The sequence below is a fragment of the Azospirillum sp. Sh1 genome (genome assembly GCF_008365135.1).
GTDB lineage: Bacteria > Pseudomonadota > Alphaproteobacteria > Azospirillales > Azospirillaceae > Azospirillum > Azospirillum oryzae.
Genome location: NZ_VTTK01000007.1, coordinates 130,775 through 156,356 on the forward strand (window position 1 = coordinate 130,775; position 25,582 = coordinate 156,356).

The 25,582-nt window shown below is 68.2% G+C and carries 25 protein-coding genes and 1 tRNA gene; 10 read left to right on the top strand and 16 right to left on the bottom strand.

Features of this window, described 5'->3' with window-relative positions:
* Positions 1–57: 57 nt before the first annotated feature.
* The 4 genes from FZ029_RS09700 to FZ029_RS09715 all read left to right on the top strand — a co-directional run bounded on the left by FZ029_RS09700 (position 58) and on the right by FZ029_RS09715 (position 2,580).
* Complete coding sequence (locus FZ029_RS09700) at positions 58–588, top strand: type II toxin-antitoxin system antitoxin SocA domain-containing protein (RefSeq protein WP_188051884.1); 531 nt, start codon at positions 58–60, stop codon at positions 586–588.
* On the top strand, positions 588–872 hold the full coding sequence (locus FZ029_RS09705) for a hypothetical protein (RefSeq protein WP_149269061.1): 285 nt from the start codon (positions 588–590) through the stop codon (positions 870–872). The genes FZ029_RS09700 and FZ029_RS09705 overlap by 1 nt, the downstream gene beginning before the upstream one ends.
* Before the next feature lie 52 nt (positions 873–924).
* A complete protein-coding gene (locus tag FZ029_RS09710; protein ID WP_149269062.1) occupies positions 925–2,229 on the top strand; it encodes an MFS transporter in 1,305 nt (434 codons plus the stop codon).
* 105 nt (positions 2,230–2,334) lie between these two features.
* Positions 2,335–2,580, top strand: a complete 246-nt coding sequence (locus FZ029_RS09715; RefSeq protein WP_149269063.1) for a hypothetical protein — start codon at positions 2,335–2,337, stop codon at positions 2,578–2,580.
* Positions 2,581–2,584: 4 nt separating this feature from the next.
* Here FZ029_RS09715 and FZ029_RS09720 read toward each other — a convergent pair whose 3' ends face one another.
* Entirely contained in the window at positions 2,585–3,676 is a 1,092-nt protein-coding gene (locus FZ029_RS09720; protein WP_149269064.1) for a PA0069 family radical SAM protein, read from the bottom strand.
* Between the two features lie 227 nt (positions 3,677–3,903).
* Here FZ029_RS09720 and ahcY point away from each other — a divergent pair, with 227 nt between their 5' ends.
* Positions 3,904–5,202, top strand: coding sequence for an adenosylhomocysteinase (gene ahcY, locus FZ029_RS09725; RefSeq protein ID WP_149269065.1), 1,299 nt, complete (start codon positions 3,904–3,906; stop codon positions 5,200–5,202).
* 97 nt (positions 5,203–5,299) lie between these two features.
* On the opposite strand, the gene FZ029_RS09730 is transcribed toward ahcY, so the two are convergent.
* Positions 5,300–6,772 (bottom strand): ATP-binding protein, encoded by a 1,473-nt coding sequence (locus tag FZ029_RS09730; RefSeq protein WP_149269066.1) that lies wholly within the window; start codon positions 6,770–6,772, stop codon positions 5,300–5,302.
* Positions 6,769–7,512 carry a response regulator gene (locus FZ029_RS09735; RefSeq protein ID WP_149269067.1) on the bottom strand — a complete coding sequence of 248 codons (744 nt, stop codon included), beginning with the start codon at positions 7,510–7,512 and terminating at the stop codon, positions 6,769–6,771. The genes FZ029_RS09730 and FZ029_RS09735 overlap by 4 nt, the downstream gene beginning before the upstream one ends.
* Before the next feature lie 241 nt (positions 7,513–7,753).
* Between FZ029_RS09735 and FZ029_RS09740 the strand changes: the two genes are divergently transcribed.
* The 5 genes from FZ029_RS09740 (at position 7,754) to FZ029_RS09755 (ending at position 13,009) form a co-directional block, all read left to right on the top strand.
* Positions 7,754–8,368 carry a Spy/CpxP family protein refolding chaperone gene (locus tag FZ029_RS09740; protein WP_149269068.1) on the top strand — a complete coding sequence of 205 codons (615 nt, stop codon included), beginning with the start codon at positions 7,754–7,756 and terminating at the stop codon, positions 8,366–8,368.
* A gap of 152 nt (positions 8,369–8,520) precedes the next feature.
* Entirely contained in the window at positions 8,521–8,655 is a 135-nt protein-coding gene (locus tag FZ029_RS33910; protein WP_282184135.1) for a hypothetical protein, read from the top strand.
* Between the two features lie 139 nt (positions 8,656–8,794).
* Entirely contained in the window at positions 8,795–11,347 is a 2,553-nt protein-coding gene (locus FZ029_RS09745; RefSeq protein ID WP_149269069.1) for a helicase-related protein, read from the top strand.
* Between the two features lie 51 nt (positions 11,348–11,398).
* Positions 11,399–11,821 carry an RNA-binding S4 domain-containing protein gene (locus tag FZ029_RS09750; protein ID WP_149269070.1) on the top strand — a complete coding sequence of 141 codons (423 nt, stop codon included), beginning with the start codon at positions 11,399–11,401 and terminating at the stop codon, positions 11,819–11,821.
* Positions 11,822–11,935: 114 nt separating this feature from the next.
* Positions 11,936–13,009: a Tim44 domain-containing protein gene (locus FZ029_RS09755; RefSeq protein WP_149269071.1), complete on the top strand. Its 1,074-nt coding sequence runs from the start codon at positions 11,936–11,938 to the stop codon at positions 13,007–13,009.
* 63 nt (positions 13,010–13,072) lie between these two features.
* On the opposite strand, the gene FZ029_RS09760 is transcribed toward FZ029_RS09755, so the two are convergent.
* From FZ029_RS09760 to FZ029_RS09830, 13 genes are all read right to left on the bottom strand, one after another.
* A complete protein-coding gene (locus FZ029_RS09760) occupies positions 13,073–14,140 on the bottom strand; it encodes an ABC transporter ATP-binding protein (protein WP_149269072.1) in 1,068 nt (355 codons plus the stop codon).
* A 188-nt stretch (positions 14,141–14,328) separates the two neighbouring features.
* Positions 14,329–15,528 (bottom strand): extracellular solute-binding protein, encoded by a 1,200-nt coding sequence (locus tag FZ029_RS09770; protein WP_174757172.1) that lies wholly within the window; start codon positions 15,526–15,528, stop codon positions 14,329–14,331.
* A 183-nt stretch (positions 15,529–15,711) separates the two neighbouring features.
* Positions 15,712–16,638, bottom strand: coding sequence for a diguanylate cyclase (locus tag FZ029_RS09775; RefSeq protein ID WP_188051885.1), 927 nt, complete (start codon positions 16,636–16,638; stop codon positions 15,712–15,714).
* Between the two features lie 140 nt (positions 16,639–16,778).
* Complete coding sequence (gene dnaA / locus FZ029_RS09780) at positions 16,779–18,341, bottom strand: chromosomal replication initiator protein DnaA (protein WP_149269074.1); 1,563 nt, start codon at positions 18,339–18,341, stop codon at positions 16,779–16,781.
* A gap of 601 nt (positions 18,342–18,942) precedes the next feature.
* Complete coding sequence (gene rpsT / locus FZ029_RS09790) at positions 18,943–19,203, bottom strand: 30S ribosomal protein S20 (protein WP_149201672.1); 261 nt, start codon at positions 19,201–19,203, stop codon at positions 18,943–18,945.
* A 206-nt stretch (positions 19,204–19,409) separates the two neighbouring features.
* On the bottom strand, positions 19,410–20,186 hold the full coding sequence (locus tag FZ029_RS09795; RefSeq protein WP_136704948.1) for an enoyl-CoA hydratase: 777 nt from the start codon (positions 20,184–20,186) through the stop codon (positions 19,410–19,412).
* A gap of 105 nt (positions 20,187–20,291) precedes the next feature.
* The gene (locus tag FZ029_RS09800) at positions 20,292–20,735 is read right to left on the bottom strand and encodes a hypothetical protein (RefSeq protein WP_149201674.1); all 444 of its coding nucleotides are present in this window, start codon (positions 20,733–20,735) and stop codon (positions 20,292–20,294) included.
* A gap of 12 nt (positions 20,736–20,747) precedes the next feature.
* Positions 20,748–21,590, bottom strand: a complete 843-nt coding sequence (mutM, locus tag FZ029_RS09805) for a bifunctional DNA-formamidopyrimidine glycosylase/DNA-(apurinic or apyrimidinic site) lyase (RefSeq protein WP_149269075.1) — start codon at positions 21,588–21,590, stop codon at positions 20,748–20,750.
* Positions 21,591–21,629: 39 nt separating this feature from the next.
* The gene (gene pip, locus FZ029_RS09810; protein ID WP_188051886.1) at positions 21,630–22,580 is read right to left on the bottom strand and encodes a prolyl aminopeptidase; all 951 of its coding nucleotides are present in this window, start codon (positions 22,578–22,580) and stop codon (positions 21,630–21,632) included.
* 145 nt (positions 22,581–22,725) lie between these two features.
* Positions 22,726–22,802, bottom strand: a tRNA-Arg gene (locus tag FZ029_RS09815).
* A 131-nt stretch (positions 22,803–22,933) separates the two neighbouring features.
* Positions 22,934–23,722, bottom strand: a complete 789-nt coding sequence (locus tag FZ029_RS09820; RefSeq protein WP_149269077.1) for an ankyrin repeat domain-containing protein — start codon at positions 23,720–23,722, stop codon at positions 22,934–22,936.
* Complete coding sequence (locus tag FZ029_RS09825) at positions 23,719–25,119, bottom strand: hypothetical protein (RefSeq protein WP_149269078.1); 1,401 nt, start codon at positions 25,117–25,119, stop codon at positions 23,719–23,721. Before FZ029_RS09825 ends, FZ029_RS09820 begins: the two co-directional genes overlap by 4 nt.
* Entirely contained in the window at positions 25,116–25,493 is a 378-nt protein-coding gene (locus FZ029_RS09830) for a hypothetical protein (protein WP_149269079.1), read from the bottom strand. The genes FZ029_RS09825 and FZ029_RS09830 overlap by 4 nt, the downstream gene beginning before the upstream one ends.
* Between the last annotated feature and the right edge of the window lie 89 nt (positions 25,494–25,582).

Consider the following 25,582-nt stretch of genomic DNA (forward strand, 5'->3'; position numbering starts at 1 on the left):
CGACTCGGAAGTATAGGATAATAAGCCTCATACCACCTTATGTCTGGCGAGAGCGCGGTGGACGTCGATTTCATTGCCGATTATCTGATCGCGAAGGGCGGCAAACCGAATGGGGAGCCGCTGACGCAACTCGGCCTGCAAAAGCTCGTCTATCTTTGTCAGGGCTGGCATCTTGCCCTGACCGACGAACCGCTGTTCCGTGAGAATATCTGCGCCTACAAGCTGGGCCCGATGGTGCCGGAGTTGCGCGACCGGTTCAAGGAGTGTGGCAGGGATCCGCTTCCGCCTTATCTTCTCACGGATCCGGACCATGTGCTTTCGTTCAGCGCCAAACGCCTGATTGACAACGTCTGGGACCAGTACGCGAAGCTCCACTCCTCCCAGTTGGTCGACCTCACCCATGAAGATGGCTCCCCCTGGGACCGGGTGTGGAACCATGGTGAAGGGAAAGGACCGAAGCGTAGCGTCATTCCCAACGCACTCATCCGCGACTGGTTCAAGCAGGAACTGGCTGAAAAGCTCGTGCCCCGTCCCACCCGGCCCCGGAACCTTGCCGAAGCCTTCGAAAGGGCGGCCAGCCTCCACTGATGGCGATCTGGGTCCTTCATCAGCACCCTGAGCTTCTGCGCTGGGTGAACGACCAGAACCGTGCCGGGCATATGGGGCTGCGCCTGTCCTTCGACGCCGCCTGCACCTATTCCGAAAACGACTCCAACTGGGCCAACCGGTCCGGCGACTGTGCCTTCGTCGATTATCTGCCGGGCCCCAGCCCCTTCACCTTCCCGATGATTCTGAAGCTGCGGGTCGGCAAATTTTCAATAACCGCCGTCGGCGTCTTTGTCGAACGGGGAGGCTTGTGCAAGAACGTCTGACGGCGCGGTCTGGGCGTCGGTATCCGGGAGTGTCCAAGCCGTGCGCCCATCGATGACTGACGACCGTCAGCCTTCTCCCGTTCACGCCCTCTCCCGCCGCGCCATCGCCTCCTGGTGTCTCTACGACTGGGCGAATTCGGCCTACAACACCATCATCACCACCTTCGTCTTCGCGGTCTATTTCGCCCGCGGCGTCGTCGGCGATCCGGTGGAGGGCACGGCGCGGTGGAGTGCCGCCATGACGGTGGCCGGCGTGGCCATCGCGCTGCTCAGCCCGGTGCTGGGCGCCATCGCCGACCGTGCCGGGCGGCGCAAGCCGTGGATGGCGCTGTTCACGCTGGTCACCGTCCTGTTCACCGCCGCCCTCTGGTGGGTGCGTCCCGATCCGGCCGACGCCGCCTTCGCGCTCGCCTGCGTGGTGGTCGCCACCGTGGCGTTCGAGCTGGCCAACGTCTTCTACAACGCCACCCTGCCGGGGCTGGTGCCGGCGCGGCTGCTCGGCCGCGTGTCGGGCTGGGGCTGGGGCATCGGCTATTTCGGCGGGCTGGCCTGCCTGGTCCTGGCCCTGGTCGGCTTCGTCAAGGCACCGGCCCCGCTGTTCGGCCTGTTCGGGATGGAGTGGGCCGACTGGGGACCGCAGGCCAATGTCCGCGCCACCGTCCTGCTGGCCGCCGCCTGGTACGGGCTGTTCGCGCTGCCCTATTTCCTCTGGGTGCCCGACGAGCCGTCCACCGGCCACGGCCTGATCCGGGCGGCGCGCGAGGGGGTGGCGACGCTGGCCGCCACGCTGCGTCAGGTCCGGCGTTACCGCGAGGTGGCGCGCTTTCTGGTCGCCAGCGCCTTCTACCGCGACGGCATCAACACCATCACCGCCTTCGGCGGCATCTTCGCCGCCGGCACCTTCGGCATGAGCTTCGAGGAGATCCTGGTCTTCGCCATCGCGCTCAACGTGGTGGCGGGGGCGGGAGCCATCGGCTTCGCCTGGATGGACGACCGGGCGGGGGCCAAGCCGGTGATCCTGATCGCGCTGGCGGGCATGGCGCTGTGCGGCCTGCCGCTGCTGCTGGCGACCGAGCGGCTGTGGTTCTGGATCTTCGCGCTGGGACTCGGGCTGTTCTTCGGACCGGCGCAGGCGGCCGGGCGGTCGATGATGGCGCGGCTGGCGCCGCCCGGCATGGCGGGCGAGATGTTCGGGCTCTACGGCCTGACCGGCCGCTTCGTCGGCTTCTTCGGGCCGCTGCTGTTCGGGCTGGCGACCCAGGCTTTCGACAGCCAGCGCGCCGGCATGGCGACGGTTCTGGCTTTCTTCGTCATCGGCTTCGGGCTTATGCTGGCCGTTCGCGAACCGGCCCGTTAGAAAAAGGGCCGCGTCAAAGCGCCGCACGTGAGACCATTCGAGGGCAGAGCTGTTACCTTCGTTTTTGCTGCGACGCACAAATGTCGAAGCCGAGGGGCACGGACCATGCTGCACATCAAAGACATCGAAGCCTTCGCCCGCATCAACGAAGCGCTGAACGACGATTCGGCCGAGGCCGATCAGGCCGGCCACGACACCGCCGCGGCGGGTCCTGCCCATCCCGCGCTGGTGATGGCGATGCTGGCGACCGGCCGCCTTCCCCTGTCGGCCCTGTCCAACTCCGCCGCCACCGCCACGCCGAAGGACGCCGACCCGCTGGCGCCCTGGGACAGGATGTTCCGCCGCTCCTGACGGTTCACAGCAGCGACAACTGGTCCCCCACGGCCGGCGGCACCCGGAAGCGGCTGCAGTCGAGCTGCCAGCTCCGGCCGCCCAGCCCATGCTTGCGGCAGGCCAGCTTGAAGCGATGGCGCAGCAACTCGGCGTAAGGGCCGGTGCCCTTCATCCGCGTTCCGAATCCGGAGCGGTAGAGCGCGCCGTCGCGGCTCTGCCGCATCAGGCTCAGCACGCGGTCGGCGCGGTTGGGGACGTGGACGCGCAGCCATTCCTCGAACAGCCCGGCGATCTCCAGCGGCAGGCGCAGCAGGATATAGTTGGCGGCGGTCGCCCCGGCACCGGCCGCCGCCTCCAGGATCGCCTCCAGTTCATGGTCGTTCAGGGCGGGGATCATCGGGCTGGCGAGCACCGCCACCGGCACGCCGGCTTGCGTCAAGCTGCGGATCGCCTCCAGCCGGCGCGGCGGCGTGCTGGCCCGCGGTTCCATCACGCGGGCGAGGTCGCGGTCCAGTGTGGTGACGGAGATCGCCACCGACGCCAACCCTTGTGCGGCCATCGGCGCCAGGATGTCGAGGTCGCGCAGCACCAGCGCCGATTTGGTGATGATGCTGACCGGCTGGTGGAAGTCGCGGCAGACCTCCAGCACCCGCCGGGTGATGCCCTCCGTCCGCTCGACCGGCTGGTAGGGATCGGTGTTGGCCCCCAGCGCCAGCGGCTGGCAGTCATAGGATTTCGCCCGCAGCTCCTTCGCCAGCAGTTCCGCCGCGTTGCGCTTGGCGAACAGCTTCGTCTCGAAATCCAGTCCGGGCGACAACCCCAGATAGGCATGGGTCGGCCGGGCGAAGCAGTAGATGCAGGCGTGCTCGCACCCCTGGTACGGGTTCACCGACCGGTCGAAGGGGATGTCGGGCGACTGGTTGCTGGTGATGATCGACCTGGCCGACGCCGGGGCGACGGTGGTGCGGACGGGATCGGACAGCGCCTCGTTCCCGCCCTCCGCATAGCCGGTCCAGCCATCGTCGGTCAGGACGCGGGTCTCGCGCTCGAACCGCCCGGTGGCGTTGCTGACCGCCCCGCGGCCCTTGATCGGGGATCGCCGTATCTCGTCCATGCCCGCAGCTTAGCCGTGGCGGAGTGGAACGTAAAGCGAACAACAGGGGGATGCGGCCCGGTGTTCGATCACCCTACCCAACAAACATAAAGATATCTTTATGCTTGCATGGTTCCGATGCCGCTGATACACCCTAGGCAAATTACAGCGGCAAGGCCGGGGATTCGATCCGGCCGGCCCGGATCATCACTGCCCGAACCATCACCGCCCACCAGGAGTCATCCCTCATGGCCGCCGAATTCACGGACTACAAGGTCAAGGACATCAGCCTCGCGAACTGGGGCCGCAAGGAGATCACCATCGCCGAGACCGAGATGCCGGGCCTGATGGCCCTGCGTTCGGAATTCGGCGACTCCAAGCCGCTGGCCGGTGCCCGCATCGTCGGCTGCCTGCACATGACCATCCAGACCGCCGTGCTGATCGAGACGCTGACCGCGCTCGGCGCCACCGTGCGCTGGTCCTCCTGCAACATCTTCTCGACCCAGGACCAGGCCGCCGCCGCCATCGCCGCCGCCGGCATCCCGGTCTTCGCCTGGAAGGGCGAGACGGAGGAGGAGTTCTGGTGGTGCATCGAGCAGACGCTGCGCGGCCCGGATGGCTGGACCCCGAACATGATCCTGGACGATGGCGGCGACGTCACCCAGATCATGCACGACAAGTATCCGGAGATGCTGAAGGACGTTCGCGGCCTGTCGGAAGAGACCACCACCGGCGTCCATCGTCTCTATGAGATGATGAAGAAGGGCACGCTGAAGGTTCCGGCCATCAACGTGAACGACAGCGTCACCAAGTCGAAGTTCGACAACCTCTACGGCTGCCGCGAGTCGCTGGTCGACGGCATCAAGCGCGCCACCGACGTCATGGTCGCCGGCAAGGTCGCCGTGGTCGCCGGCTATGGCGACGTGGGCAAGGGCTCGGCCGCCAGCTTGCGCTCGCAGGGCGCCCGCGTCCTGGTGACGGAGATCGACCCGATCAACGCGCTGCAGGCCGCCATGGAAGGCTATCAGGTCGTGACGATGGACGATGCCGCTCCGCAGGGCGACATCTTCGTGACCGCGACGGGCAACGTCGACGTCATCACGCTCGACCACATGCGGGCCATGAAGGACCGCGCCATCGTCTGCAACATCGGCCACTTCGACAGCGAGATCCAGATCGAGGCTCTCCGCAACTACAAGTGGGAAGAGGTCAAGCCGCAGGTCGACGAGGTCGTCTTCCCCGACGGCAAGCGCCTGATCGTCCTGGCCCAGGGCCGTCTGGTCAATCTGGGCTGCGCCACCGGCCACCCCAGCTTCGTGATGAGCGCCAGCTTCACCAACCAGGTGCTGGCCCAGATCGAGCTGTGGACCAACGCCGCCAACTACGAGAACAAGGTCTACGTCCTGCCCAAGCACCTGGACGAGAAGGTGGCCCGCCTGCATCTGGACAAGATCGGCGCCAAGCTGACCGTCCTCAGCGACAAGCAGGCCGAATACATCGGCGTCAACGCCGCCGGCCCGTACAAGCCGGACCACTACCGCTACTAAGCGGCTGATGGGTTGAAAAAGAAGGGCCGTCCCGTCGGGGCGGCCCTTTTACTTTGCGGCACCGGAATTGTCCTCTGCCGATGGCGGCAGAGGGAGGTCAGAGCGGCAGCGTCACCGTCGCACGCAACCCGCCCTCGCCGCGGTTCGTCAGGGTCACGTCGCCGCCGTGGCCGCGGATGATGCTGCGGGCGGTGGACAGGCCCAGGCCGACACCGCCGGTATCGCGGGAGCGGGAGCGCTCCAGGCGATAGAAGGGGGCGAAGACCTTCTCGAACTCCGCCTCCGGGATGCCGGGGCCGTCGTCGTCGATGTGGATCAGGGCATTGGGAGCGTTGGCGGCGTTGGTGCCGTCGGCGCCGGTCTCCAGCCGGACGGTGAAGCCGCCGCCATACTTGATGGCGTTGTCCATCAGGTTGGCCAGCGCCCGGCGCAGCGCCACCGGACGGCCTTCGGCGACCACATGGGCAGGGCCGTCGTAGAGGGCGCGGTGGCCGGCATCGACGCGGTCGTCGCACAGGCTCTGCAGCAGGTCGGCGAGGTCGAAGCGGCCGCGCGGCTCGCGCTGGGCGTCGTCGCGGGCGAAGGCGAGCGTGGCGGAGATCATCGCCTCCATCTCGTCCAGGTCGGCCAGCATCCGCCGCTGCATCTCCGGATCGTCGACCAGCTCGGCGCGCAGGCGCAGGCGGGTGATCGGTGTGCGCAGGTCGTGGCTGATCGCCGCCAGCATCTGGGTGCGGTCGGCGACGAAACGGGCGAGCCGCGCCTGCATCCGGTTGAAGGCGCGGGTGGCGGCGCGCAGCTCCCGCGGGCCTTCCTCGGTCAGCGGATCGGCCTGACCGTCGACGCTGAGCCGTTCGGCGGCGGCGGCGAAGCCGGCGAGCGGCGCGGTCACCCGGCGGGCGGCCAGCAGCGACACCAGCAGGATCACCGCGACGATCGCCCCCATCCACAACAGGAAGCGGACGATGCCGAAGGGACCGGCCAGCGGATCGCCGCCGGTGAAGCTGAGCCACGACCCGTCGCCGAGCCGCACCGACAGCCGGACATGCGGCCCCCAGCGCCGCGGCTCGTCGCCGCCCATGAAGGGCGGGTGCGGGTGGTCGTCGCCCCTGACATCTCCACGGGGCGGGCGCTGGACCTCGACCAGGATGTTGCGGTCGGCGGTGTCGAGGGAGTCGCTCAGCCGGCGTTTCAGCCCTTCGAACCGGCCGCTGGAAATGGCGTCGGGCGCCAGCGGCGGCGGGCGGTCGGGACGCCATTCGACGCGCAGGACCGGGTCGTCGATGGCGCGCACCACCCGCTCGCGACCCGGCGGCGGGGTGCTTTCCACCAGCTGGACGATGGCGGTGATGCGCTGGATCAGCACGTTCGGCCCGTGGATCGGCGGCCCTTCGCTGCGGTCGGTCAGATAGACCAGCGCGCTGATCGCCTGGGTCAGCAGCAGCGCCAGCACCACCGTCAGGGCGATGCGCGCGGCAAGGCTGTCGGGGAAGCCGAGACGCAGGCGGCGGAGGCTGCGGCGGCGGGCCAGCCGGGATTTCGCCGTCATCTCTTCCGGCCGGGCGGTCATGGCGGCGATCCGCCGCTGCTGACGGTCGGGGTGAAGAGATAGCCGCCGCCGCGCACCGTCTTGATCAGCGCCGGCTCTGCCGGATCGGGTTCGATCTTGCGGCGCAGCCGACTGACCTGCACGTCGATGGAGCGATCGAAGGGCACCGCCGAACGGCCGCGCGCCAGATCGAGAAGCTGGTCGCGGGTCAGCACCCGCTGCGGATGCTCGACGAAGGCGACCAGCAGGTCGTACTCGCCGGCCGACAGCTGGACCAGCACCCCGTCGGGCGAGCGCAGTTCCCGCTTGGTCAGGTCGAGCGACCAGCCCTCGAAACGCAGCACCGTGCCGGCCGCCGCCGGGGCGCCCGCCACCGGCGGGGCGGAGACGCGGCGAAGCACCGCCTTGATGCGGGCCAGCAGCTCGCGCGGGCTGAAGGGCTTCGCCAGGTAGTCGTCGGCGCCCATTTCCAGCCCGACGATGCGGTCGGTCTCCTCCCCCATGGCGGTCAGCATGATGACGGGGGTCTGCGCCGTCTGCGGCGCGGCGCGCAGCCGGCGGCAGAGCGACAGCCCGTCCTCCCCCGGCAGCATCAGGTCGAGGACGATCAGGTCGACGCGGGCGCCGTCGAGCGTGCGCATCATCTCCGCCCCGTCCCTGACCCCGGTGACCCGGTAGCCGTGCTTGGTCAGGAACTGGGCGACGAGGGAGCGGATTTCGCGGTCGTCGTCGACGACGAGGAGGTGGGGCGTGCGATCCATGGCCCCATGATCGGGCGCGGCGCCGCGGGCGTGAAGGGGAAATGTGTAACGCCCGGTTACGGGAGGCGGGGCGGTTACACTCTGTTACCAAATGACCGGTTTGCGGACATTCGACCGCAACGTTCGGCGCCCATTGTCTGGTCATCGGGACAGCGGCGGCGATCCAGCCGGCACCGTCCCAACGGAATAAGCCCCCTCCATCCGGGGTTTAGAGAGCACCAAACACTGAGGAGTCGACACCATGAAACGCGCCCTTCTGACGTCCGCCCTGCTGGTTGCCGGTCTCGGCGTGGCCGTTCCGGTCTTCGCCCAAGGTGGCCCGGCCGGTGGTCCCGGTATGGGTCCGGGCGCCGGCCCCGGCGCTGGAATGGGTCCCGGCGCCGGCGGACCCGACCGCCACTTCGCCCGCATGTGCGAGGACCAGGAAGCCCGTCTGGCCGGCAAGCTGGCCTATGCGGAAAAGAAGCTGAACATCACCGAGCAGCAGCGCGCCGCCTGGACCAAGTTCGCCGACGCCGCCCGCTCCAGCCTGAAGCCGACGCAGGATCTGTGCGTCAAGTTCAAGGACACCCCGCCGCCGGCGGCCCTGCCGCAGCGTCTTGAGCGGGCCGAGCAGATGATGCAGGCCCACCTGCAACAGATCCAGACCGTCCGCCCGGCCCTGACCGATCTCTACGGCCAGCTGACGCCCGACCAGCAGAAGCAGGCCGACCGCATGCTGAACCAGGGTCCGGGCGGCATGGGCGGCCGGATGGGCGGCCATCATGGCGGCTGGGACCATGACGGCCCGCGCCACCACGGCATGGGGCCGGGCAAGGGTCCGGCGCCGGCACCGCAGGAGCAGCCCAAGGGCTGACGTAACAGATCGGCCAACGTAACAGAGACAGACAGGCTCCCGGCGGCACCCCCAAGCCCCCCAACGCTGCCGCCGTGAGACTATGGGCCGCCGAACCCCCATTCGGCGGCCCTAGTCACCTTCATGCTCGTCTCGAAATACGGGATGCCCCCATGAGTGCGCTCGACCTCTCTCCGCTGTTCTTCAGCCTGTCGATCGTGAGACAGGATTACCAGCTGATCCTGGGCATTGCCCGGAGCGGGCTCCAATCGCTCAGGACCCGCCGCGCACCGGCACACCGGCACTGATGATCTGACACCAGCCATCTGGCATCGGCCATCCGGTACTTGCTTCCGGCGCCGGTCGACCGGTCACCCCGGCGCAATCGCCATACATCGCCAAGCCGCCGCTTGCATTGCGGGCTTTCGCACCCCAAAGCTTAACCCTATGACGTCCTCTCACGCTTCGGCGGGCGGCGGTCTCGGGCGCGGGGGCCGTGTGGTCGCCGTGCTGGGGCCGACCAACACCGGCAAGACCTATCTGGCGATCGAGCGCATGCTCGGTCACCGGTCCGGAATGATCGGCTTTCCCCTGCGCCTGCTGGCGCGGGAGAATTACGACCGCATCGTCTCGATCAAGGGAAAGAACGCCGTCGCACTGGTGACGGGGGAGGAGAAGATCCTGCCCCCCAACCCGTCCTATTGGGTCTGCACCGTCGAATCGATGCCGCTGGACCGCGCCGTCGATTTCCTGGCGGTGGACGAAATCCAGCTCTGCGCCGATCCGGAGCGCGGCCACATCTTCACCGACCGGCTGCTGAACGCCCGCGGCATGGTCGAGACGATGGTGCTGGGGTCCGATTCGATGCAGCCGATGATCCGCCGGCTGGTGCCGAAGGCGGAGTTCATCAGCCGGCCGCGCTTCTCGCAGCTGACCTATGCCGGCTACAAGAAGCTGACGCGGCTGCCGCCGCGCTCCGCCGTCGTGGCCTTTTCCGCCACCGACGTCTATGCCATCGCCGAGATGATCCGGCGCCAGCGCGGCGGCACCGCCGTGGTGCTGGGCGCGCTCAGCCCGCGCACGCGCAACGCGCAGGTCGGGCTGTATCAGGCGGGAGAAGTGGATTATCTGGTGGCGACCGACGCAATCGGCATGGGGCTGAACATGGACGTCGACCATGTCGCCTTCGCCCGCATCGTCAAGTTCGACGGCTTCGCTCCGCGCCGCCTGCGCCCCGCCGAGGTGGCTCAGATCGCCGGCCGCGCCGGGCGGCACATGCGCGACGGCACCTTCGGCACCACCGACGAGGTGGGGGAGCTGGACGCCGATCTGGTCAACCGCGTCGAGAACCACGAGTTCGAGACGGTCAAGGCGCTGTCCTGGCGCAACAGCGACCTGCGCTTCGACACGCCGGGCTTCCTGCTGAAATCGCTGGAGGAACGGGCGCCGATCAATGAGCTGTCCCGCGTGCGCGAGGCCGACGACCATCTGGCGCTGCAGGCGCTGGTGCGCGATCCCGAGATCATGGACCTCGCGCGCGGCCGCGATGCCGTGAAGCTGCTGTGGGAGGTCTGTCAGGTCCCCGATTTCCGCAAGGTGCTGTCGGATGCCCACACCAAGCTGCTGGCCCAGGTCTTCCGCAGCCTCCGAGGACCGCTGCGCCGGCTGGACGACGACTGGGTGGCAAAGCAGATCGCCCGGCTCGACCGGACGGAGGGCGACATCGACGCGCTGGTCGCCCGCATCGCCCATATCCGCACCTGGACCTACATCTCCAACCGGCCGACCTGGCTGAAGGACCCGCTGCACTGGCAGGAGCTTACCCGCGCCATCGAGGACCGGCTGTCCGACGCCCTGCACGAGCGGCTGACCCAGCGCTTCATCGACCGCCGCTCCGCCACGCTGTCGCGGACGCTGAAGGACGGCCGGTCGCTGCTGGGCGGCGTGCGCGCCGACGGCGAGGTGGTGGTGGAAGGACATGTCGTCGGCAAGTTGGAGGGCTTCCGCTTCGTGCCCGACGCGCCCGACCGCTCCGACGAGGCGAAGTCGCTGCTGACGGCGGCGCGGCGGGCGCTACGCGACGAACTCGCCAAGCGCCTGCGCGCTTTCGAGGCGGAGCCGGACGACGCCTTCGCACTGGGGCCGGACGGGGTGCTGAGCGCGGACAATTTGCCGGTGGCGCGGCTGGCCGCCGGCCCGTCGGTGCTGGCGCCGCTGGTGGTGCCCTTCGACGAGGGCATGCTGGATCAGGCCCAGCGCGAGCGGGTGCGGGCGCGGCTGGACCGCTGGCTGAAGGACCATATCGCCGCCCGGCTGAAGCCGCTGTTCGCGCTGTCCGGCGCGGAGGGGCTGTCGGGTGCGGGGCGCGGGCTGGTCTTCCAGCTGGTCGAGGGTCTGGGGGTGCTGCCGCGCGCACCGGTCGCCGACATGGTCGAACGGCTGGAGCGCGAGGACCGCAAGACGCTGACGAAACTCGGCGTCCGGCTGGGGGTGTCGCACCTCTATCTGACGGCGCTGGCCAAGCCGGCGGCGGTGAGTTTGCGCGGGCTGCTGTGGGCGGTGGCGAAGGGCCATCCGCTGCCGGTGCCGATCCCACCGCCCGGCCGTGTGTCGGTGGAGGCGCCGCGAGTAAAGGAGGGGCCGGTGAAGGAGGGTGGCGCGCCGCCGGCCTTCTGGGAGGCCATCGGTTATCCGCTGGCCGGCGGGCGGGCGTTGCGCGTCGACATGCTCGACCGGCTGGAAACGGAACTGCTGACCGCATCCAAGGCCAATGCGCCGATCCGCGAGGTGGCGCTCGGCCAACGCGCCGGCCTGTCAGCGGAAGAGCTGGGGACGGTGCTGACCGGGCTCGGCTATGTGCGGATCGTCGCCGAGGACGGGGCGGTGACCTGGAAGCGGAAGCGGCCATCCAGGCAGCAGCAGGGGAACAGGCAGCGGCGCGAGCGGCCGACGAACGAGGACCACCCGTTCGCCAAGCTGCGGCAGCTGTCGGGAATGTGAGGGGCACGATGCCCCGCAAACGATGAACGAGACCACCAACCGGAAACGCCCATGAGCAACACCGCTGGCAACACCGACACCGAAGACTCCACCCCCGGCCGGCTGCGGATCGACAAGTGGCTTTGGTATGCGCGCTTCTTCAAGACGCGCAGCCTCGCCGCCAAGCTGTGCAACGACGGGGGCGTGCGGCTGTCGGGAGCGGTGGTGACCAAGGCGCATGCGGCGGTGAAGCCGGGCGACGTGCTGACCTTCGCGCAGGGGCGGCACATCCGCGTCATAAAGGTGGTGGCGCTGGGGACCCGCCGCGGGCCGGCGCCGGAAGCACAGGCGCTGTACGAGGACCTCGCCCCGCCGGTGCCGGAGGAGCGGCTGCAGGATCCCTACCGGGCGCCGGGCGCCGGACGGCCGACCAAGCGCGACCGGCGGGCGATCGATGCGTTGCGGGGCGATGCCCTGCAAAGTGAGACCGATTAGGCGGTGGCACCGATTGTTGCTCGAAAAAAGTGAGACCGCCTCTTAAACGGAGGCGGGACCACCCCCATCTGGCAAGGCTGGACAACAGACCAGATGCGACAAGCGAGCACGATCATGAGCGAGAAGACCCGACCTTCGAGCCTTTCCGCCACCTCCACCGGAATGCGGGGCGCCCGCGCTGCCACGGCGGTGGCGGTTGCCCTGGTTATGGCGCTGGCCGCCGGCACCGCCGATGCCCGCGCCGGCAAGAGCACCTCCTCGGGTAGCCGCGGCAGCCGCACGACCGAGGCGCCGGCCGCCACTTCCACCGCCCCCAACGCGGTATCGCCGATGGAGCGCTCCGCCGCCCCGGCGGCGTCGCCGGGCATGCAGCGCCCGGGTTCCACCGCCCCGGCGGCGGCGCCCTCGCGCGGCTTCTTCGGCGGCGGCTTCATGTCGGGCCTGATGGGCGGCCTGATCGGCGCCGGCATCGGCGCGATGCTGTTCGGCGGCGGCTTCTTCGACGGGCTGGGCAGCTTCTCCGGCATCCTGGGCTTCATCCTGCAGATCCTGCTGGTCGTCTTCCTGGTCCGGCTCGCCATGCGCTTCTTCCGCAACCGCTCGCAGACGGCCAACACCGCGGCATCCGGTGGTCCGCTGGGTGGGAACCGGCCGGCTTATGCCGGTGGTCCACTCAATCGCGATGCGGCCGATGCCGGCTACAACCCGGTTGGCGGCGGCCCGGTCGGCGGCATGGGTGGCGGCAACGCCGGCCCGGCCCAGCGCCGTCAGGCGGCCGACGAGATCGGCATCCAGCCGAGCGACTTCGAGGCGTTCGAGCGGCTGCTAGTCACCGTCCAGACCGCCTACGGGCGCGAGGATGCCGACGCGCTGCGCGCCGCGACGACGCCGGAGATGTTCGCCTACTTCGGCGACGATCTGGCGGAGAACCGTAACCGCGGCGTCGTCAACAAGGTCAGCGACGTCCGCCTGCTGCAGGGCGATCTGGCAGAGGGCTGGCGCGAGGGGGCGCAGGAATACGCCACCGTCGCCATGCGCTTCTCGCTGATCGACGTCACGGTGGACCGCGCCAGCGGCCGGGTGGTCGAGGGCAACGCCTCGCAGCCGACCGAGGCGACGGAGCTGTGGACCTTCGTCCGCCCCCGCGGCGGCCAGTGGCAGCTGTCGGCGATCCAGCAGACGCACTGACGCTTGCGGATTTGACAATGCGAAACGCCCCGGCCGGTTGGCCGGGGCGTTTTCGTTTGCGGTTTATGCCGTCGGCAGCACCACCGCGTCGGCGGCGCGGAAACCCAGCCGCACGGTCTCGCCGGGGACGAAGGCCGGCTCCTGGCCCAGATGCGGCATCTGCACGGTCAGGCCGCCGTCGAGGAAGGCGTTGACGAAGGCGCCCTCGAAGTCGCTGTGGCTGACGCGGGCGGTCAGGCTGTTGTCGCCGTCGCCCGCCCCCGAACGGTCCGGCGCCAGCCGTTCCGGCCGAACATAGAGGGTGGCACGGTCGCCCACCGCCAGCCCGCGCGGGTTGCGGCCGCGCAACGGCCCGAAGGCGGTGTCGAGCACCGCCCAGCCGTCCGCCGCCTGGGTGACCGGCCCGGCGAAACGGTTCGACTCGCCGACGAAGGACGCGACGAAGGCGGTCTCCGGGTGGTCGTAGATGGTCTTGCCGTCGCCCACCTGTTCCAGCACCCCGCGCGACATCACGCCGATGCGGTCGGACATGGTCAACGCCTCGCCCTGGTCGTGGGTGATGTAGATGAAGGTGACGCCGGTGCGCTTCTGCAACTCGCGCAGTTCGGCGCGCATGTGCTGGCGCAGCTTGAGGTCCAGCGCGGAGAGCGGCTCGTCGAGCAGAAGCACCGCCGGCTCCACCGCCAGCGCGCGGGCGATGGCGATGCGCTGGCGCTGGCCGCCGGACAGGTCGGTCACCCGCTTGTCCGCCGTGTCGGGCAGCGCCACCAGTTCCAGCAGTTCGCGGACGCGGCGGCGGCGGTCGGCCGACGGCACGCCGCGGACCTCCAGCCCGAAGCCGATGTTGTCCGCCACCGTCATCAACGGGAACAGGGCCAGGTTCTGGAAGATCAGCGCGGTCGGCCGCTTGTTCGGGCCGATCCCGCGCATGTCCCGCCCGCCGATGCGGATGACGCCGTCGGTCGGCTCCATGAAGCCGGAGATCATGCGCAGGATGGTGGTCTTGCCGCAGCCCGAGGGCCCTAGGAAGCTGAAGAACTCCCCCGCCCCGATGGTCAGCGACACGTCGCGGACGGCGACGGTGTCGCCGAACCGCATGGTGACATGGTCGAGTTGGACGTCTTGGCTCATGTACCCCGCCGAAATGGCAACACAAACCCTCTCCCGCCCCGGGAGAGGGAGGGACCCGCCGTAGGCGGGAGAGGGGGAGGGGTGGCCCCAAGAAACCCGAACCGCATGGTTCCTTGGAGCATCCCTCACCCTTCCCATGCTCCGCATGGGCCCCTTCCCTCTCCCGGCGCGGGAGAGGGAGGATCAGGTCACGCCGCCAGGAAGCGGTCCTGATACTCGTTGCGGATGGAGACGTACCACGCATCCTGGATCGGCCACCACCACAGCTTCTGCAGCGCGTCGCCCGGATAGGCGTCGGCGAAGAACTGCTTGTTCAGGTCGGTCAGGTGGGCCTCCGCGCCGACGGCGGTGCTGGAGATGCCGGAATGGTTGGTGTAAAGCGCGCCGGCCTGGGGCGTGTAGAACCAGTTGATCCAGGCATAGGCGTTCTCCAGGTTCTCCGCCTTCTTCGGGATGGCGAAGCCTTCCATCCAGGCCAGCGCCCCCTCCTTCGGCGCGACGAAGCGGATCGGCAGCCCTTCCTTGCGCAGGGCCACGGCGCTGCTGTCCCAGGTCTGGCCGATGACGCAGCCGTTGGTGCGGAAGGCGCCCTGGGCCTCGTTCTCGTTGGTCCAGAACTGGGCAACCGACTTCTTGTTGGCGGCGGCCACCTTCAGGATGGCGTCGAAGTTGGCGCGCGCCTTCGCCTCGTCCTTGAACTGGTCGCGGACGGGATGCGGCAGCTTGCCCTGGCTTTCCAGCCACAGCGCGATGCCGATCAGCGCGGAATGGCCGCGCACCGTCACCTTGCCGGCATTGGCCGGCGCCCACAGGTCGCCGTAGCTGGCGGTGCCGTAGGTCAGCGGCGCCTTCTTCATGTCATAGGCCAGCGCCTCCGTCCCCCAGTCGGCCGGGGCGAAATAGCGCTTGCCGCCGACGACGCCGCCCATGCCGGCGGAGCCCTCGACCGACGACTTCAGGCAGCCGTCCCACTTCACCTTCGATTCGTCGATCGGCTGCACCAGCTCGTACTCGACATAGTTCGGCACGCGGTCGACGGTGGGGTGGATGATGTCGAAGCCGGCGCCGCCGGTGGCCTTCAGCTGGTTCAGCAGCTCGTCGTTGGTGCCGTATTCGGTCAGGGTCGCCTTGACGCCGGTCTTCTTCTCGAAATCGGCCAGCATGTCCGGGCTGATGTAGCCGGCCCAGGAGAAGATCTTCACCGAACCCGACGCGGCGCGGCCTTCGCGCAGGACGAAGGGACCAACCGAGGCGACACCGGCCGCCGCCGCGGCGCTCTGCAGCAGCAGGCGGCGGGTGAAGCTCTTGGCGGCGCGCTGGGTCTCGGCGCTGGAGCGCTGGGACTCGGTCTGGGCGTGATCGGTTCCCATAGGATCGGTCTGGGACATGACGTCCGGTCTCCCTGGCTCTTGAATGGCGTTTGAACGGGTGGCGGCCCCGCTTAAGGCATAAAGTGTGCCTGAGACAAAAGCGGTCCGTCCATGGGGGAAGATGAAGCTCCGCCAAACTTCATAGAGCCGTCACATGAGGGGGAGTTGGCCCTCTCCTGGGACGGGAGAGGGATGATTCGGTCACATCACATAGAAGCGGGCCTTCACCGTCACGCCTTCGGCGCCGCGCAGGACGGTGCGGTTGCGGCCGCTGCGCTTGGCGAAATAGAGCGCCTCGTCGGCCTGGGCCATCAGGTCGTTGACCGAGCCGGTGTCCTGGTCCAGGCACATGCCGATGCTGACGGTGAAGCCGAAGCTCGACCCGCTGACGGTTTCCACCATCAGCTCCGCGGTGGAACGGCGGATCGCCTCCACCCGCGCCAGCGCCGAATCCAGGTCGGCGGCGGGCAGGCACAGGCAGAATTCCTCCCCACCCAGCCGGCCGAGGAAGCCGTCGTCGGGCAGCCGGGCGGCGCAGTTGTCGGCGAAGCGTTTCAGCGCGAGGTCGCCGTTGCTGTGGCCATGGGTGTCGTTGATCGTCTTGAAATGGTCGATGTCGAACATCGCCACCGCCAGCGGCGAGCCGGTCTCCTTCGCGGCGCGGTAGGCCTGTTCCAGCCGCTCCATGAAATAGCGGCGGTTCAGCACCCCGGTCAGGTAATCGGTGTGCAGCATCTCCACCATCACCCGGTGCATGCGGGTGATGCGCTCTCCGGCGCGGACGCGGGCGCGCAGCATCGAGAGGTCGATGGGCTTGGCCAGGAACTCGTCGGCGCCGGAGTCGAAGGCCTCGATCCGCCGGGCCGTCTCGGTGTCGCCGGTCATCAGGATGGTGAAGGTGCGGTGCTGGTCGTCCTCCGCCCGGACATGCCAGCACAGCTCCAGCCCGGTCATCACCGGCATTTCCAGATCGGTGATGAGGATGTGGATGTCGTGGCTGCGGTAGAGCGACAGCGCCTGCGCCCCATCCTCCGCGAGCAACACATGGTAACCGTTGCTTTCCAGATCCGTCCGGATCAGGTCGCGAAAGAAATTGGAATCGTCGACGACAAGAACATTCGTTTCCACCACAACACCCACGCCGCCCGCAAAGAATCCGTGCGCGAGGACTTTAGCAAACTTCCCGTCGCGATGGGATAGCGGCGTGGCGACACGTCGCGGTTGCTTTGGCGATAAATCGGGCGATTAATTGGCGGACCGAACGAACTTCAGCTTTCGAGCATGCGCCGCAGCAGTTCGACATCCTCGGCGAAGGACGGATCGGTGGCGCGCAGTTCGTCCACCTTCTTCACCGCATGCATGACCGTGGTGTGGTCGCGGCCACCGAACTTGCGCCCGATCTCCGGCAGGGAGCGGGCGGTCAGCTGCTTGGCCAGATACATGGCGATCTGGCGCGGGCGGGCCACCGCGCGGGCGCGGCGGGCGGAATGCATGTCGGCGACGCGGATGTTGTAATGCTCCGCCACCCGCTTCTGAATCTCGTCGATGGTGACGCGGCGGTCGTTGGCGCGCAGCAGGTCGTGCAGCACCTCCTGCGTCGTCTCCAGCGAGATGGACCGGCCGACCAGCTCGGCATGGGCGACGATGCGGTTCAGCGCCCCTTCCAGTTCGCGCACGTTCGACGTGATCTTGTGGGCGAGGAACTCCAGCACCTTCAGCGGGATGCTGGCCTGGAGCGCGTCGGCCTTGGCCTGGAGGATGCCCAGCCGCAGCTCGTAGGTGGTCGGGTGGATGTCGGCGACCAGCCCCCAGCCGAGGCGGGAGCGCAGCCGCTCCTCCATGCCTTCCAGGTCGGACGGGCTCTTGTCGGCGGAGATGATGACCTGCCGGTTCTGGTCGACCAGCGCGTTGAAGGTATGGAAGAACTCCTCCTGCGTGGAGTCCTTGCCGCTGATGAACTGCACGTCGTCGATCATCAGCACGTCGACCGAGCGGAACTGCTGCTTGAAGGCCATCGTGTCCTTGAAGCGCAACGCCCGGATGAACTGGTACATGAACTTCTCGGCCGAGAGGTACAGCACCTTGCGGTTCGGGTCGTTCTTGCGGATCTGCCAGGCCAGCGCGTGCATCAGGTGGGTCTTGCCCAGCCCGACCCCGCCATAGAGGAACAGCGGGTTGAAGGTCACGGTGGTGGCGTCGGCGACGCGCCTGGCGGCGGCGTGGGCCAGCTCGTTCGGCTTGCCGACGACGAAATTCTCGAAGGTGAAGCGCGGGTCGAGCGCGGCGGACAGGTCGGAGCGGTCCTCCAGGATCGCCGGGACGGCGTTCGGCGATTCGTCCGACGCCCCGCCGTAGGAGGCGGAGGTGTAGACGGTCGACGGCGCCGGTTCGGCGGAGGACGGCGGCAGCGGACGGGGGGCCGGGCGGGAGTCGGCACCACGGGAGTCGGCGGCACGCGATTCGAAGCCGCGCGGGGGCGGGGCGGCGCGGCCATGGTCGCGGCCGTCATCGCGGCCCCCATCCCTGCCATCGTCACGGTCGTCGTTGTCGGCGACCAGCGCCGCCGGCGGGTTGGTGGAGGCGACGATGACGTCGATCGACTGGACTTCCGGATTCTCGCCGGACCAGAGCGCGCGGATGCGGTCGGCATAGTGGGTCAGCACCCAGTCGCGCATGAAGCGCGTGGGCACGACGATGCACACCTCGCCGCCGACCAGGCTGGCGACGGACAGCGGCTGAAGCCAGCTCCGGTAGGCGATCTCGCCCACCTCTTCCTTCAGGCGTCCGCGAATGCGCGCCCACTGCTGATCCAACGACACGCCGACCGACATGCTCCCTTACTCCCGCTCCTTCCGCCGGCCGGCCCCACCGCCGTGGCGGCGCGGGATCACCCCGCAACCGGCCCCAAACCCGGCCCCAAACCCGGTTCCGTATCCGGTTCTGCAACCGGAACAGCCGCCCATCTGGTCCAGCCCGGAACTCCGCGCAAGGATAACCCCGAACGGAACACTATACCCAAAAAGCACGCGCAAGAGTCGACGGGATCGTAAATCCCGCCCCAAGCACGACAGCTTGTAAGTAAAAGAAGATCGTGCGAACGACCGGGACTCAACAAGCCCTGATCCGGCGTAAGACCTTCAGTATTTCACTGCTGTGTTCAACCGGACACAGAGTGTTGCATCACCCCTATTCGTCCGGCCGAATGGATCAAAAGTCTAACCATGCCGCGGAAATCTGGCAATGGGACAGATGGCGAACGGCCCAAAAAGATAAAAACGTTCGCTTTGACCACAAGACCGATCCCGAATCTCATACGCGACCCTAAGAACAATCTAAGACAATTGTCGAGCATCCGCATATTTACTTTAAACGCAAAAAGCCGCGCCCCGAGTCACGGGCGCGGCTTTTTGAAAGCAGCGGATGAAGACTCTATCAGAGAGACTTGATCGCAGCCGACAGACGCGACAGCTTGCGCGACACGGTGTTCTTGTGCAGCACACCCTTGGACACGCCGCGCATCAGTTCCGGCTGAGCGGACTTGAACGCCTCGGCGGCGGCGGACTTGTCGCCGCTCTGGATCGCGCCCTCGACCTTCTTCACGAAGGAACGGATGCGGCTGATGCGGGCACGGTTGACTTCCGTGCGACGCTCGGTCTGACGAATGCGCTTTTCAGCGGACTTATGATTGGCCATGGAAACCCTACTCCGAACGACACGGCTGTCGTGATGCGAGCGCGCCTTATACGCGGCAGCGCACTGCGAGTCAAGGCGTGGTCGCCCGTTGATTTTGACTAATCGTAGCTAAACGACATCTTGATGGGATCTGGTCCGTCCCCCGCAAGATGCAGGGGACGGCTCAGCAGGCAGAGTCAACGCCGGGTCGGCGCTGAGTCCGGGACTCAGCGATTCTTCCAGCCGGGCTGGCGCTTCTCGGCGAAGGCGGCCATGCCTTCCTTCTGGTCTTCGGTGGCGAAGGTCGAATGGAACAGGCGGCGTTCGAAGCGGATGCCCTCGGCCAGGGTCGATTCATAGGCGACGTTGACCGCCTCCTTCGCCATGGCGATGACCGGCTGCGACAGCGAGGCGATCTTGGTGGCGACCTTCACCGCCTCCTCGACCAGCTCGGCGGCCGGGACGATGCGGGAGACGAGGCCGCAGCGCTCGGCCTCGGCGGCGTCGATCATGCGGCCGGTCAGGACCATCTCCATCGCCTTCGACTTGCCGACGAAGCGGGTCAGGCGCTGGGTGCCGCCGGCGCCGGGGATGGTGCCGATGGTGACCTCGGGCTGGCCGAACTTGGCGGTGTCGGCGGCCAGGATGAAGTCGGCCATCATCGCCAGCTCGCAGCCGCCGCCGAGCGCGAAGCCGGCGACCGCGGCGATGGTCGGCTTGCGGCACTTGGCCAGCCGCTCCCACTTCGCGGTGATGAAGTTGGAATTGTAGACATCCATATAAGAGAAGCCGGCCATCTCCTTGATGTCGGCGCCGGCGGCGAAGGCGCGTTCCGACCCGGTGACGACGATGGCGCCGATGGCGCTGTCGGCCTCGAAGGCGTCCAGCGCCTGACCCAGCTCGGTCACCAGCTGGTCGCACAGCGCGTTCAGCGCCTTCGGACGGTTCAGCGTGATCAGGCCGACCGGGCCGCGGGTCTCGACGAGGATGGTTTCATAGGACATGGCTGCAGCACTCTCCCGATGGGGCGAGCCCGGTTGCCTCCGGGACTCGTGGTTGTTGAGATGTTCGATCCTGAACCGGCGCGAGTATGGCGGGTGCCCCCGCGATCAGCGCGGCGTCAAAGTGAAGCGGACAGCGGTCGCGGCCTTCTGCCCAGCGCCTTGGCCGGCCGGTTTGGGGAACTCCAGCCGCAATTCCTCGCCCTCGCGGACGAAGACGCGGTCGGCGGTCCGGCGCCAGCCAAGTTGCGGCAGCGTCTGGTCGTAGAAGGCCAGCACCGCTTGACGCGGCACCTCCCCCGACAAAACGGCCTGGACGATCCGCCCGCCCGGCTTGTCGAAGACCAGCGGTTCCGATTCGGCGGTCGCCAGCCCGGGCATCACCGGAACGTCGGTGAAGCCGGGGACGAACGGTCCGGACTCGGCAACAGCCGGTTGGGCCGCAAGAGCCGGAGGAATGGGAACGAGGAAGCTCCCCAGGCCCGCGACCGCGGGGCCGGCAAGGAGGAAAGCGGCGGACGCCGCCCGGAGCATGGCCGGTAGAGCCGTCATGCCCCAGCTATATCACCGTTGGCGCGCCGCACAAAAGAAAGTCGAGCGGCCTGACTGTACAATCCGCTGAACGCCCCCCGTTCGGGCGCGGTCGCAGTCGCAATCGGGGCAGCCCTCCCCCTCCCGGTCGTAGACGGCGAACTGGTGCTGGAAATATCCCAGTTCCCCCGACGCCTGCCGGTAGTCGCGCAAGGAGGAACCGCCGGCGGCGATTGCACGCTCCAGCACCTCTCGCACCGCTGTGGCGAGACGGTCGACCTCCTCGGGCCTGAGGCTGGCGGATGTCCGGGTCGGCAGGATGCCGGACTGGTACAGCGCCTCCGACACATAGATGTTGCCGAGACCGGCGACGATGCTCTGGTCGAGCAGGGCCGCCTTGATCGGGGTGATCTTGCCGGCCAGCCGGCGGGCGAGGTCGGGGCCGGAGAACTCGTTGCCCAGCGGCTCCGGTCCCAGGTTGCGCAGCATCGGGTGGTCGCCCAGCGCGTCGGCCACCGTCAGGTCCATCAGCCCGAAGCGGCGGGCGTCGTTGAAGGTCACCACGGTCCCGGCGTCGGTCTCGAACACCACATGGTCGTGCTTGTCGAAGACGTCCGGCCGTTCCGGCGCGATGATCATCCGGCCCGACATGCCGAGATGGGCGATCAGCACGCCGCCGTCGTCCAGATGCATCAGGATGTATTTGGCCCGCCGCCGCACCGACTCGACCCGCCGGCCGGTCAGCCGCTCGCAGAAGCGTGGCGGGAAGGGGGTGCGCAGGTTGGGCCGCCGCTGCTCCACACGGACCAGCTGCCGGCCTTCGAGATGCGGGGCGAGGCCCCGGCACACCGTCTCGACTTCGGGAAGTTCAGGCATCGGCAGAGTGTGGGGTGGGTGGGATGGAAGTTAAAGTCCTCACCGATACTCCTTGAACCGCTCGGTCGCCTGGATCAGCGCGGCGCGGATGCCGGGTTCCATGGCGGAGTGGCCGGCGTCCGGGACGATGCGGTAGTCGGCCTCCGGCCAGGCGCGGTGCAGCGCGTCGGCGGAGATCACCGGGCAGACGATGTCGTAGCGGCCCTGGACGATCACCCCCGGCAGATGGCGGATGCGGGAGACGTCGCGCAGCAGCTTGTCCTCCGGCGTGAAGCGGTTGGAGCGGAAGTAATGCGCCTCGATCCGTGCCAGCCCCAGGGCGTGGCGGTCCTCGCCGCTGGCGGCGATCAGGTCGGGCGACGGCAGCAGGGAGGAGCAACTGCCCTCATAGACGCTCCACACCCGCGCCGCGGCCATGCGCACCATCGGGTCGGCCGAATCGAGCCGCTTCCAATAGGCCTCCAGCAGATCGTCGCGCTCGTCCTCCGGGATGTGGCCGGCGAAGGCGGCCCAGGCCTCGGGGAAGAGGATGCGCATGGAATAGAGGAACCAGTCGATCTCCGCCTTCCGCATCAGGAAGATGCCGCGCAGGATCAGGCCCAGGCAGCGGTCGGGATGGGTCTGGGCATAGGCCAGCGCCAGCGTCGAACCCCAGGAGCCGCCGAACAGGTGCCAGCGCTCGATGCCGAGATGCCGGCGCAGGGTCTCGATGTCCTCGACCAGCCGTTCGGTGGTGTTCTCGCGCGTTTCACCCAGCGGCGTGGAGCGGCCGGCGCCGCGCTGGTCCATCACGATGATGCGGTAATGGGCGGGGTCGAAGAAGCGGCGATGGGTAGGCGAAGCACCGGCCCCCGGCCCGCCATGCAGGAACATCACCGGCACGCCGCGCGGATTGCCCGCCTGCTCCCAATAGACCGTGTGGATCCCGTCGACGGCGAGCGTGCCGGTCTGGAACGGGTCGATGGGCGGATAGAAGTCGCTGCGGGGCATGGCCATGCATCCAGTGGTCCGGGCCACAAGTGTAGAGGAGCCACCGGGGCTTACGCCAGCGCGACGAAGTCGTGGAACGACACGCCAAACGACAAAGGCCGCCCGGAGGCGGCCTTGCGTGTCGAACATGTCTTTCTGAAGAAGATGGCGCGCCCGAAGAGATTCGAACTCCTGACCCTCAGATTCGTAGTCTGATGCTCTATCCAGCTGAGCTACGGGCGCGCTGTGTCGTCTTCCCTGTCGGCGTCGGCGGCAGGCCGTCGGCGTCGAGGCGCGCAACCTACTCAAAAGCTTCACCGGGCGCAAGCGCTTTTCTTCAGAAAATTTTCGGCGCGTCGCCCGGCCCGTTCCTCCTACAGCCGGTCGGCCAGGCCGGCACACTCCAGCACCACGCCGCGCCGCGCGAAGGCGGCGAACAGGCCGCGCACCGCCTCGCGATGGGCCGGCGGGATGCGCAAGGGGCGCGGTCTGGTGAAGAAGTTACAGAAGGACTCGCCGGCGGTGAACTGGGTGCGACCACCGGGGCTGCGCCAGCCCGTGTCGGCCCCCAGGTCGAGCAGCGCCGTGGCGCTCGCCCAGCTCATGCTCTCCACCGCCGCCAGGAGCGGCGTCGCGTTGCCCCATACGACATTGAGATCGACCCCGGCGCGGGCCAGCAGCCGCAGATGCTCCGGCTGGTCGGAGCGCACGGCCTCGTGGATCACCGGCTTGTCGTTGCTCCCACGGGCATTGGGATCGGCACGCCCGGCCAGCAGGACGCGGGTGAAGGCGGGGTCCTCCAGGCGCACCGCATACATCAGCGGCGGCTCGCCCCCCGCCGTCTTGACGTTGGCGTCGGCACCGGCGGCCAGCAGCGCCTTGGCCGTCTCGTTCGTCGGAGCGGGAAAGATGAAGAAGATCGGACGGAAACCGTCGCGGCCGACGCCGTTGGGGTCGACACCGCCGCGCAGAGCCTCGACCACCTTCGACACGCGGCCTTCCTGCACGTCGTCGGCCAGGGCCGCCAGCTTCTGATCGTCGAAATAGCGGCTGGTGTCCAGTCTGCGGGCGGTGGCGCCCATGGCGTTGCTCTCCTGACTCATTGCACATCCGGCGGCGAGGACGACCGCCAGCATCACACGGAAGACCTGCCGGCGGATCATCCGGACGCGCCCTGTCCAGGTGTATCCTGCCCCGCTGGATCTTGTAACGTGGCGACGTCCTCGCTCTTCTCGCGTTCTATGCCGTTGATGACGCTGAGAATCGAATGCTGCCCGCCGGGGCTGGTCATCGGCACCGGCTTGCCCGCATCGTCGAGCGCCGGGACGGTGACGACCGGCCCGACGGCCGGCGGCAGCAGGTTGCCCTGGCTGACGAGGTTCTTCAACGCGCGGGGGAAAGCGGTGGTTCCACCCTCCACCAGCTGGCGCGTGTCGGGCGAGAGGAACGGGAAGCCCAGCTTGTCGGCGAGGAAGTTGCCGGCGGCCACCGGCATGCCGATCCCGGACCCCAAACCGCCGGCGAGCAGCCCGACCCCCGATTGCAGGGCGGCGGAATTCTGGACGCCGGTCAGGGGGTCGCCGGGTGTCCGGAACTGCAGGAAGTCCGACGGATCGCCGGTGTCGCCGCCGACCGTCTTCGGATTGAGACCGGCCGCGTTGAACATCATGCCGGTCAGGCCGCCGGACACGCCCGCCGCCTGTGCCTTGCCGCCGCCGAGCGAATGGCCGGTGACCAGGACGTCGGGGCCAAGCTTGTTGGCGACGTTGGTGCCGAGTTGGGCGGCGGCCTTGTACTGGATCGTATCGCCCCCCAGCGCCTGATCCATGTTGGTCTGCAGATCCTCCATCTCGCTCGGCACCGTGCCGCGGAAGGCGAGGACCGTCTGCTGCCCGCCCGGCCAGTCCGCCGGCGTGCGGTAGATCGTGGCCTTGGCGTCGCGCAGCAGCGCCGGATCGATGCCGGCCTTGTCCAGTTCCGAGTCGCTCATGGCCGTCCAGCCGAGCGGCGGATCGTTCTTGGGCGGCTTGCCGTACTGATCGTAGGTGTCGCCCGACAGGCGAGCCAGTTCGACCGCCCGGTTGTCGCGGGCCAGCCGTTCGGCCGCCGCCTTCTGCGCCGGGGTGCTGCCGGCGCCGCGCCCCTTGTCGATCAGGGACTGGCGCTGGTTCAGCCGGTCGATCTTGGCCTCGACCGAGTTCGGACAGGCTTCGACCACCCGCTGGCGCGGTGCGCGGGCCGGGGACAGCTGCTCTTTCGCCGCCTTGTAGAGGCGGCCGACCACCGGCTGCGACTCCATCGCCTTGTCGGCGAGATAAGCGGTGCCCTGGACCGCCGCCTTCCCGGTCTCGGCGGCGGCGCGCATGCCGAAGCCGGCAACGCGGCCGGTGGCCTTGGCGGTCTCGACCACCGCATCGCTCGTGGCGCTGGCCGCCGATTTGACCATATCGGCTGCCGCCGAAGCGGCGGCCTGTGCGGAGGCGGCGGCCCGCACCGCGGCCTGCCGGGCGGCGTCGGAGGCCGCCGCGTAGGCTTCGGCCAGGGCATCGCCCCAGCTCATGGCGCACCGTCCTTCCGGTCTTCCGCCAACAGGGCGAAGAGGGTCAGGGCGGTGCGTTCGACCGCATCGGCCTTGTCGGTCGGCGTCAGTGCAGGATCGTTCAGGATTTGGGACATGGCCGGAAAGCGGCGATCGAAGTCGATGCCCATCGTCCAGGCGGTGACGATGTAGCGGCCGAGGTCGCGCTCCGTCTCCAGCCCATATCCTCGCGCCCGCTCATATTGCTGGCGCAGGGTCTGCTGGCCCTCGGCAGTGTCGAGAACCGGGCCGGCCTTGGGGTCCGACTGTGTCAGGATGCGGATCATCTTCCGCAGGAAGCCTTCCACCGCCAGCGTTTCGACCTGCCGGTCCGAAAGCGTGAGACCGGTTGCCATGCCCCTCTCTATCAACTCGCCAAAAAACCGGATCGGAGTTCGACAGTAAGGGAGCAACCGAAGACGCAACAGCAATTTCAGAGGGCATA

What these genes read in the sequence shown, in the direction of transcription:
- FZ029_RS09800 (WP_149201674.1), bottom strand. Translation starts at nt 20,735, where the DNA reads ATGACGGCTCTACCGGCCATGCTCCGGGCGGCGTCCGCCGCTTTCCTC.
- FZ029_RS09755 (WP_149269071.1), top strand. Translation starts at nt 11,936, where the DNA reads ATGAGCGAGAAGACCCGACCTTCGAGCCTTTCCGCCACCTCCACCGGA.
- FZ029_RS09830 (WP_149269079.1), bottom strand. Translation starts at nt 25,493, where the DNA reads ATGGCAACCGGTCTCACGCTTTCGGACCGGCAGGTCGAAACGCTGGCG.
- FZ029_RS09770 (WP_174757172.1), bottom strand. Translation starts at nt 15,528, where the DNA reads ATGTCCCAGACCGATCCTATGGGAACCGATCACGCCCAGACCGAGTCC.
- mutM (WP_149269075.1), bottom strand. Translation starts at nt 21,590, where the DNA reads ATGCCTGAACTTCCCGAAGTCGAGACGGTGTGCCGGGGCCTCGCCCCG.
- ahcY (WP_149269065.1), top strand. Translation starts at nt 3,904, where the DNA reads ATGGCCGCCGAATTCACGGACTACAAGGTCAAGGACATCAGCCTCGCG.
- FZ029_RS33910 (WP_282184135.1), top strand. Translation starts at nt 8,521, where the DNA reads ATGAGTGCGCTCGACCTCTCTCCGCTGTTCTTCAGCCTGTCGATCGTG.
- FZ029_RS09730 (WP_149269066.1), bottom strand. Translation starts at nt 6,772, where the DNA reads ATGACCGCCCGGCCGGAAGAGATGACGGCGAAATCCCGGCTGGCCCGC.
- FZ029_RS09710 (WP_149269062.1), top strand. Translation starts at nt 925, where the DNA reads ATGACTGACGACCGTCAGCCTTCTCCCGTTCACGCCCTCTCCCGCCGC.
- dnaA (WP_149269074.1), bottom strand. Translation starts at nt 18,341, where the DNA reads ATGTCGGTCGGCGTGTCGTTGGATCAGCAGTGGGCGCGCATTCGCGGA.
- FZ029_RS09820 (WP_149269077.1), bottom strand. Translation starts at nt 23,722, where the DNA reads ATGATCCGCCGGCAGGTCTTCCGTGTGATGCTGGCGGTCGTCCTCGCC.
- FZ029_RS09720 (WP_149269064.1), bottom strand. Translation starts at nt 3,676, where the DNA reads ATGGACGAGATACGGCGATCCCCGATCAAGGGCCGCGGGGCGGTCAGC.
- FZ029_RS09760 (WP_149269072.1), bottom strand. Translation starts at nt 14,140, where the DNA reads ATGAGCCAAGACGTCCAACTCGACCATGTCACCATGCGGTTCGGCGAC.
- FZ029_RS09795 (WP_136704948.1), bottom strand. Translation starts at nt 20,186, where the DNA reads ATGTCCTATGAAACCATCCTCGTCGAGACCCGCGGCCCGGTCGGCCTG.
- FZ029_RS09705 (WP_149269061.1), top strand. Translation starts at nt 588, where the DNA reads ATGGCGATCTGGGTCCTTCATCAGCACCCTGAGCTTCTGCGCTGGGTG.
- rpsT (WP_149201672.1), bottom strand. Translation starts at nt 19,203, where the DNA reads ATGGCCAATCATAAGTCCGCTGAAAAGCGCATTCGTCAGACCGAGCGT.
- FZ029_RS09740 (WP_149269068.1), top strand. Translation starts at nt 7,754, where the DNA reads ATGAAACGCGCCCTTCTGACGTCCGCCCTGCTGGTTGCCGGTCTCGGC.
- FZ029_RS09715 (WP_149269063.1), top strand. Translation starts at nt 2,335, where the DNA reads ATGCTGCACATCAAAGACATCGAAGCCTTCGCCCGCATCAACGAAGCG.
- FZ029_RS09825 (WP_149269078.1), bottom strand. Translation starts at nt 25,119, where the DNA reads ATGAGCTGGGGCGATGCCCTGGCCGAAGCCTACGCGGCGGCCTCCGAC.
- FZ029_RS09745 (WP_149269069.1), top strand. Translation starts at nt 8,795, where the DNA reads ATGACGTCCTCTCACGCTTCGGCGGGCGGCGGTCTCGGGCGCGGGGGC.
- FZ029_RS09735 (WP_149269067.1), bottom strand. Translation starts at nt 7,512, where the DNA reads ATGGATCGCACGCCCCACCTCCTCGTCGTCGACGACGACCGCGAAATC.
- pip (WP_188051886.1), bottom strand. Translation starts at nt 22,580, where the DNA reads ATGCCCCGCAGCGACTTCTATCCGCCCATCGACCCGTTCCAGACCGGC.
- FZ029_RS09750 (WP_149269070.1), top strand. Translation starts at nt 11,399, where the DNA reads ATGAGCAACACCGCTGGCAACACCGACACCGAAGACTCCACCCCCGGC.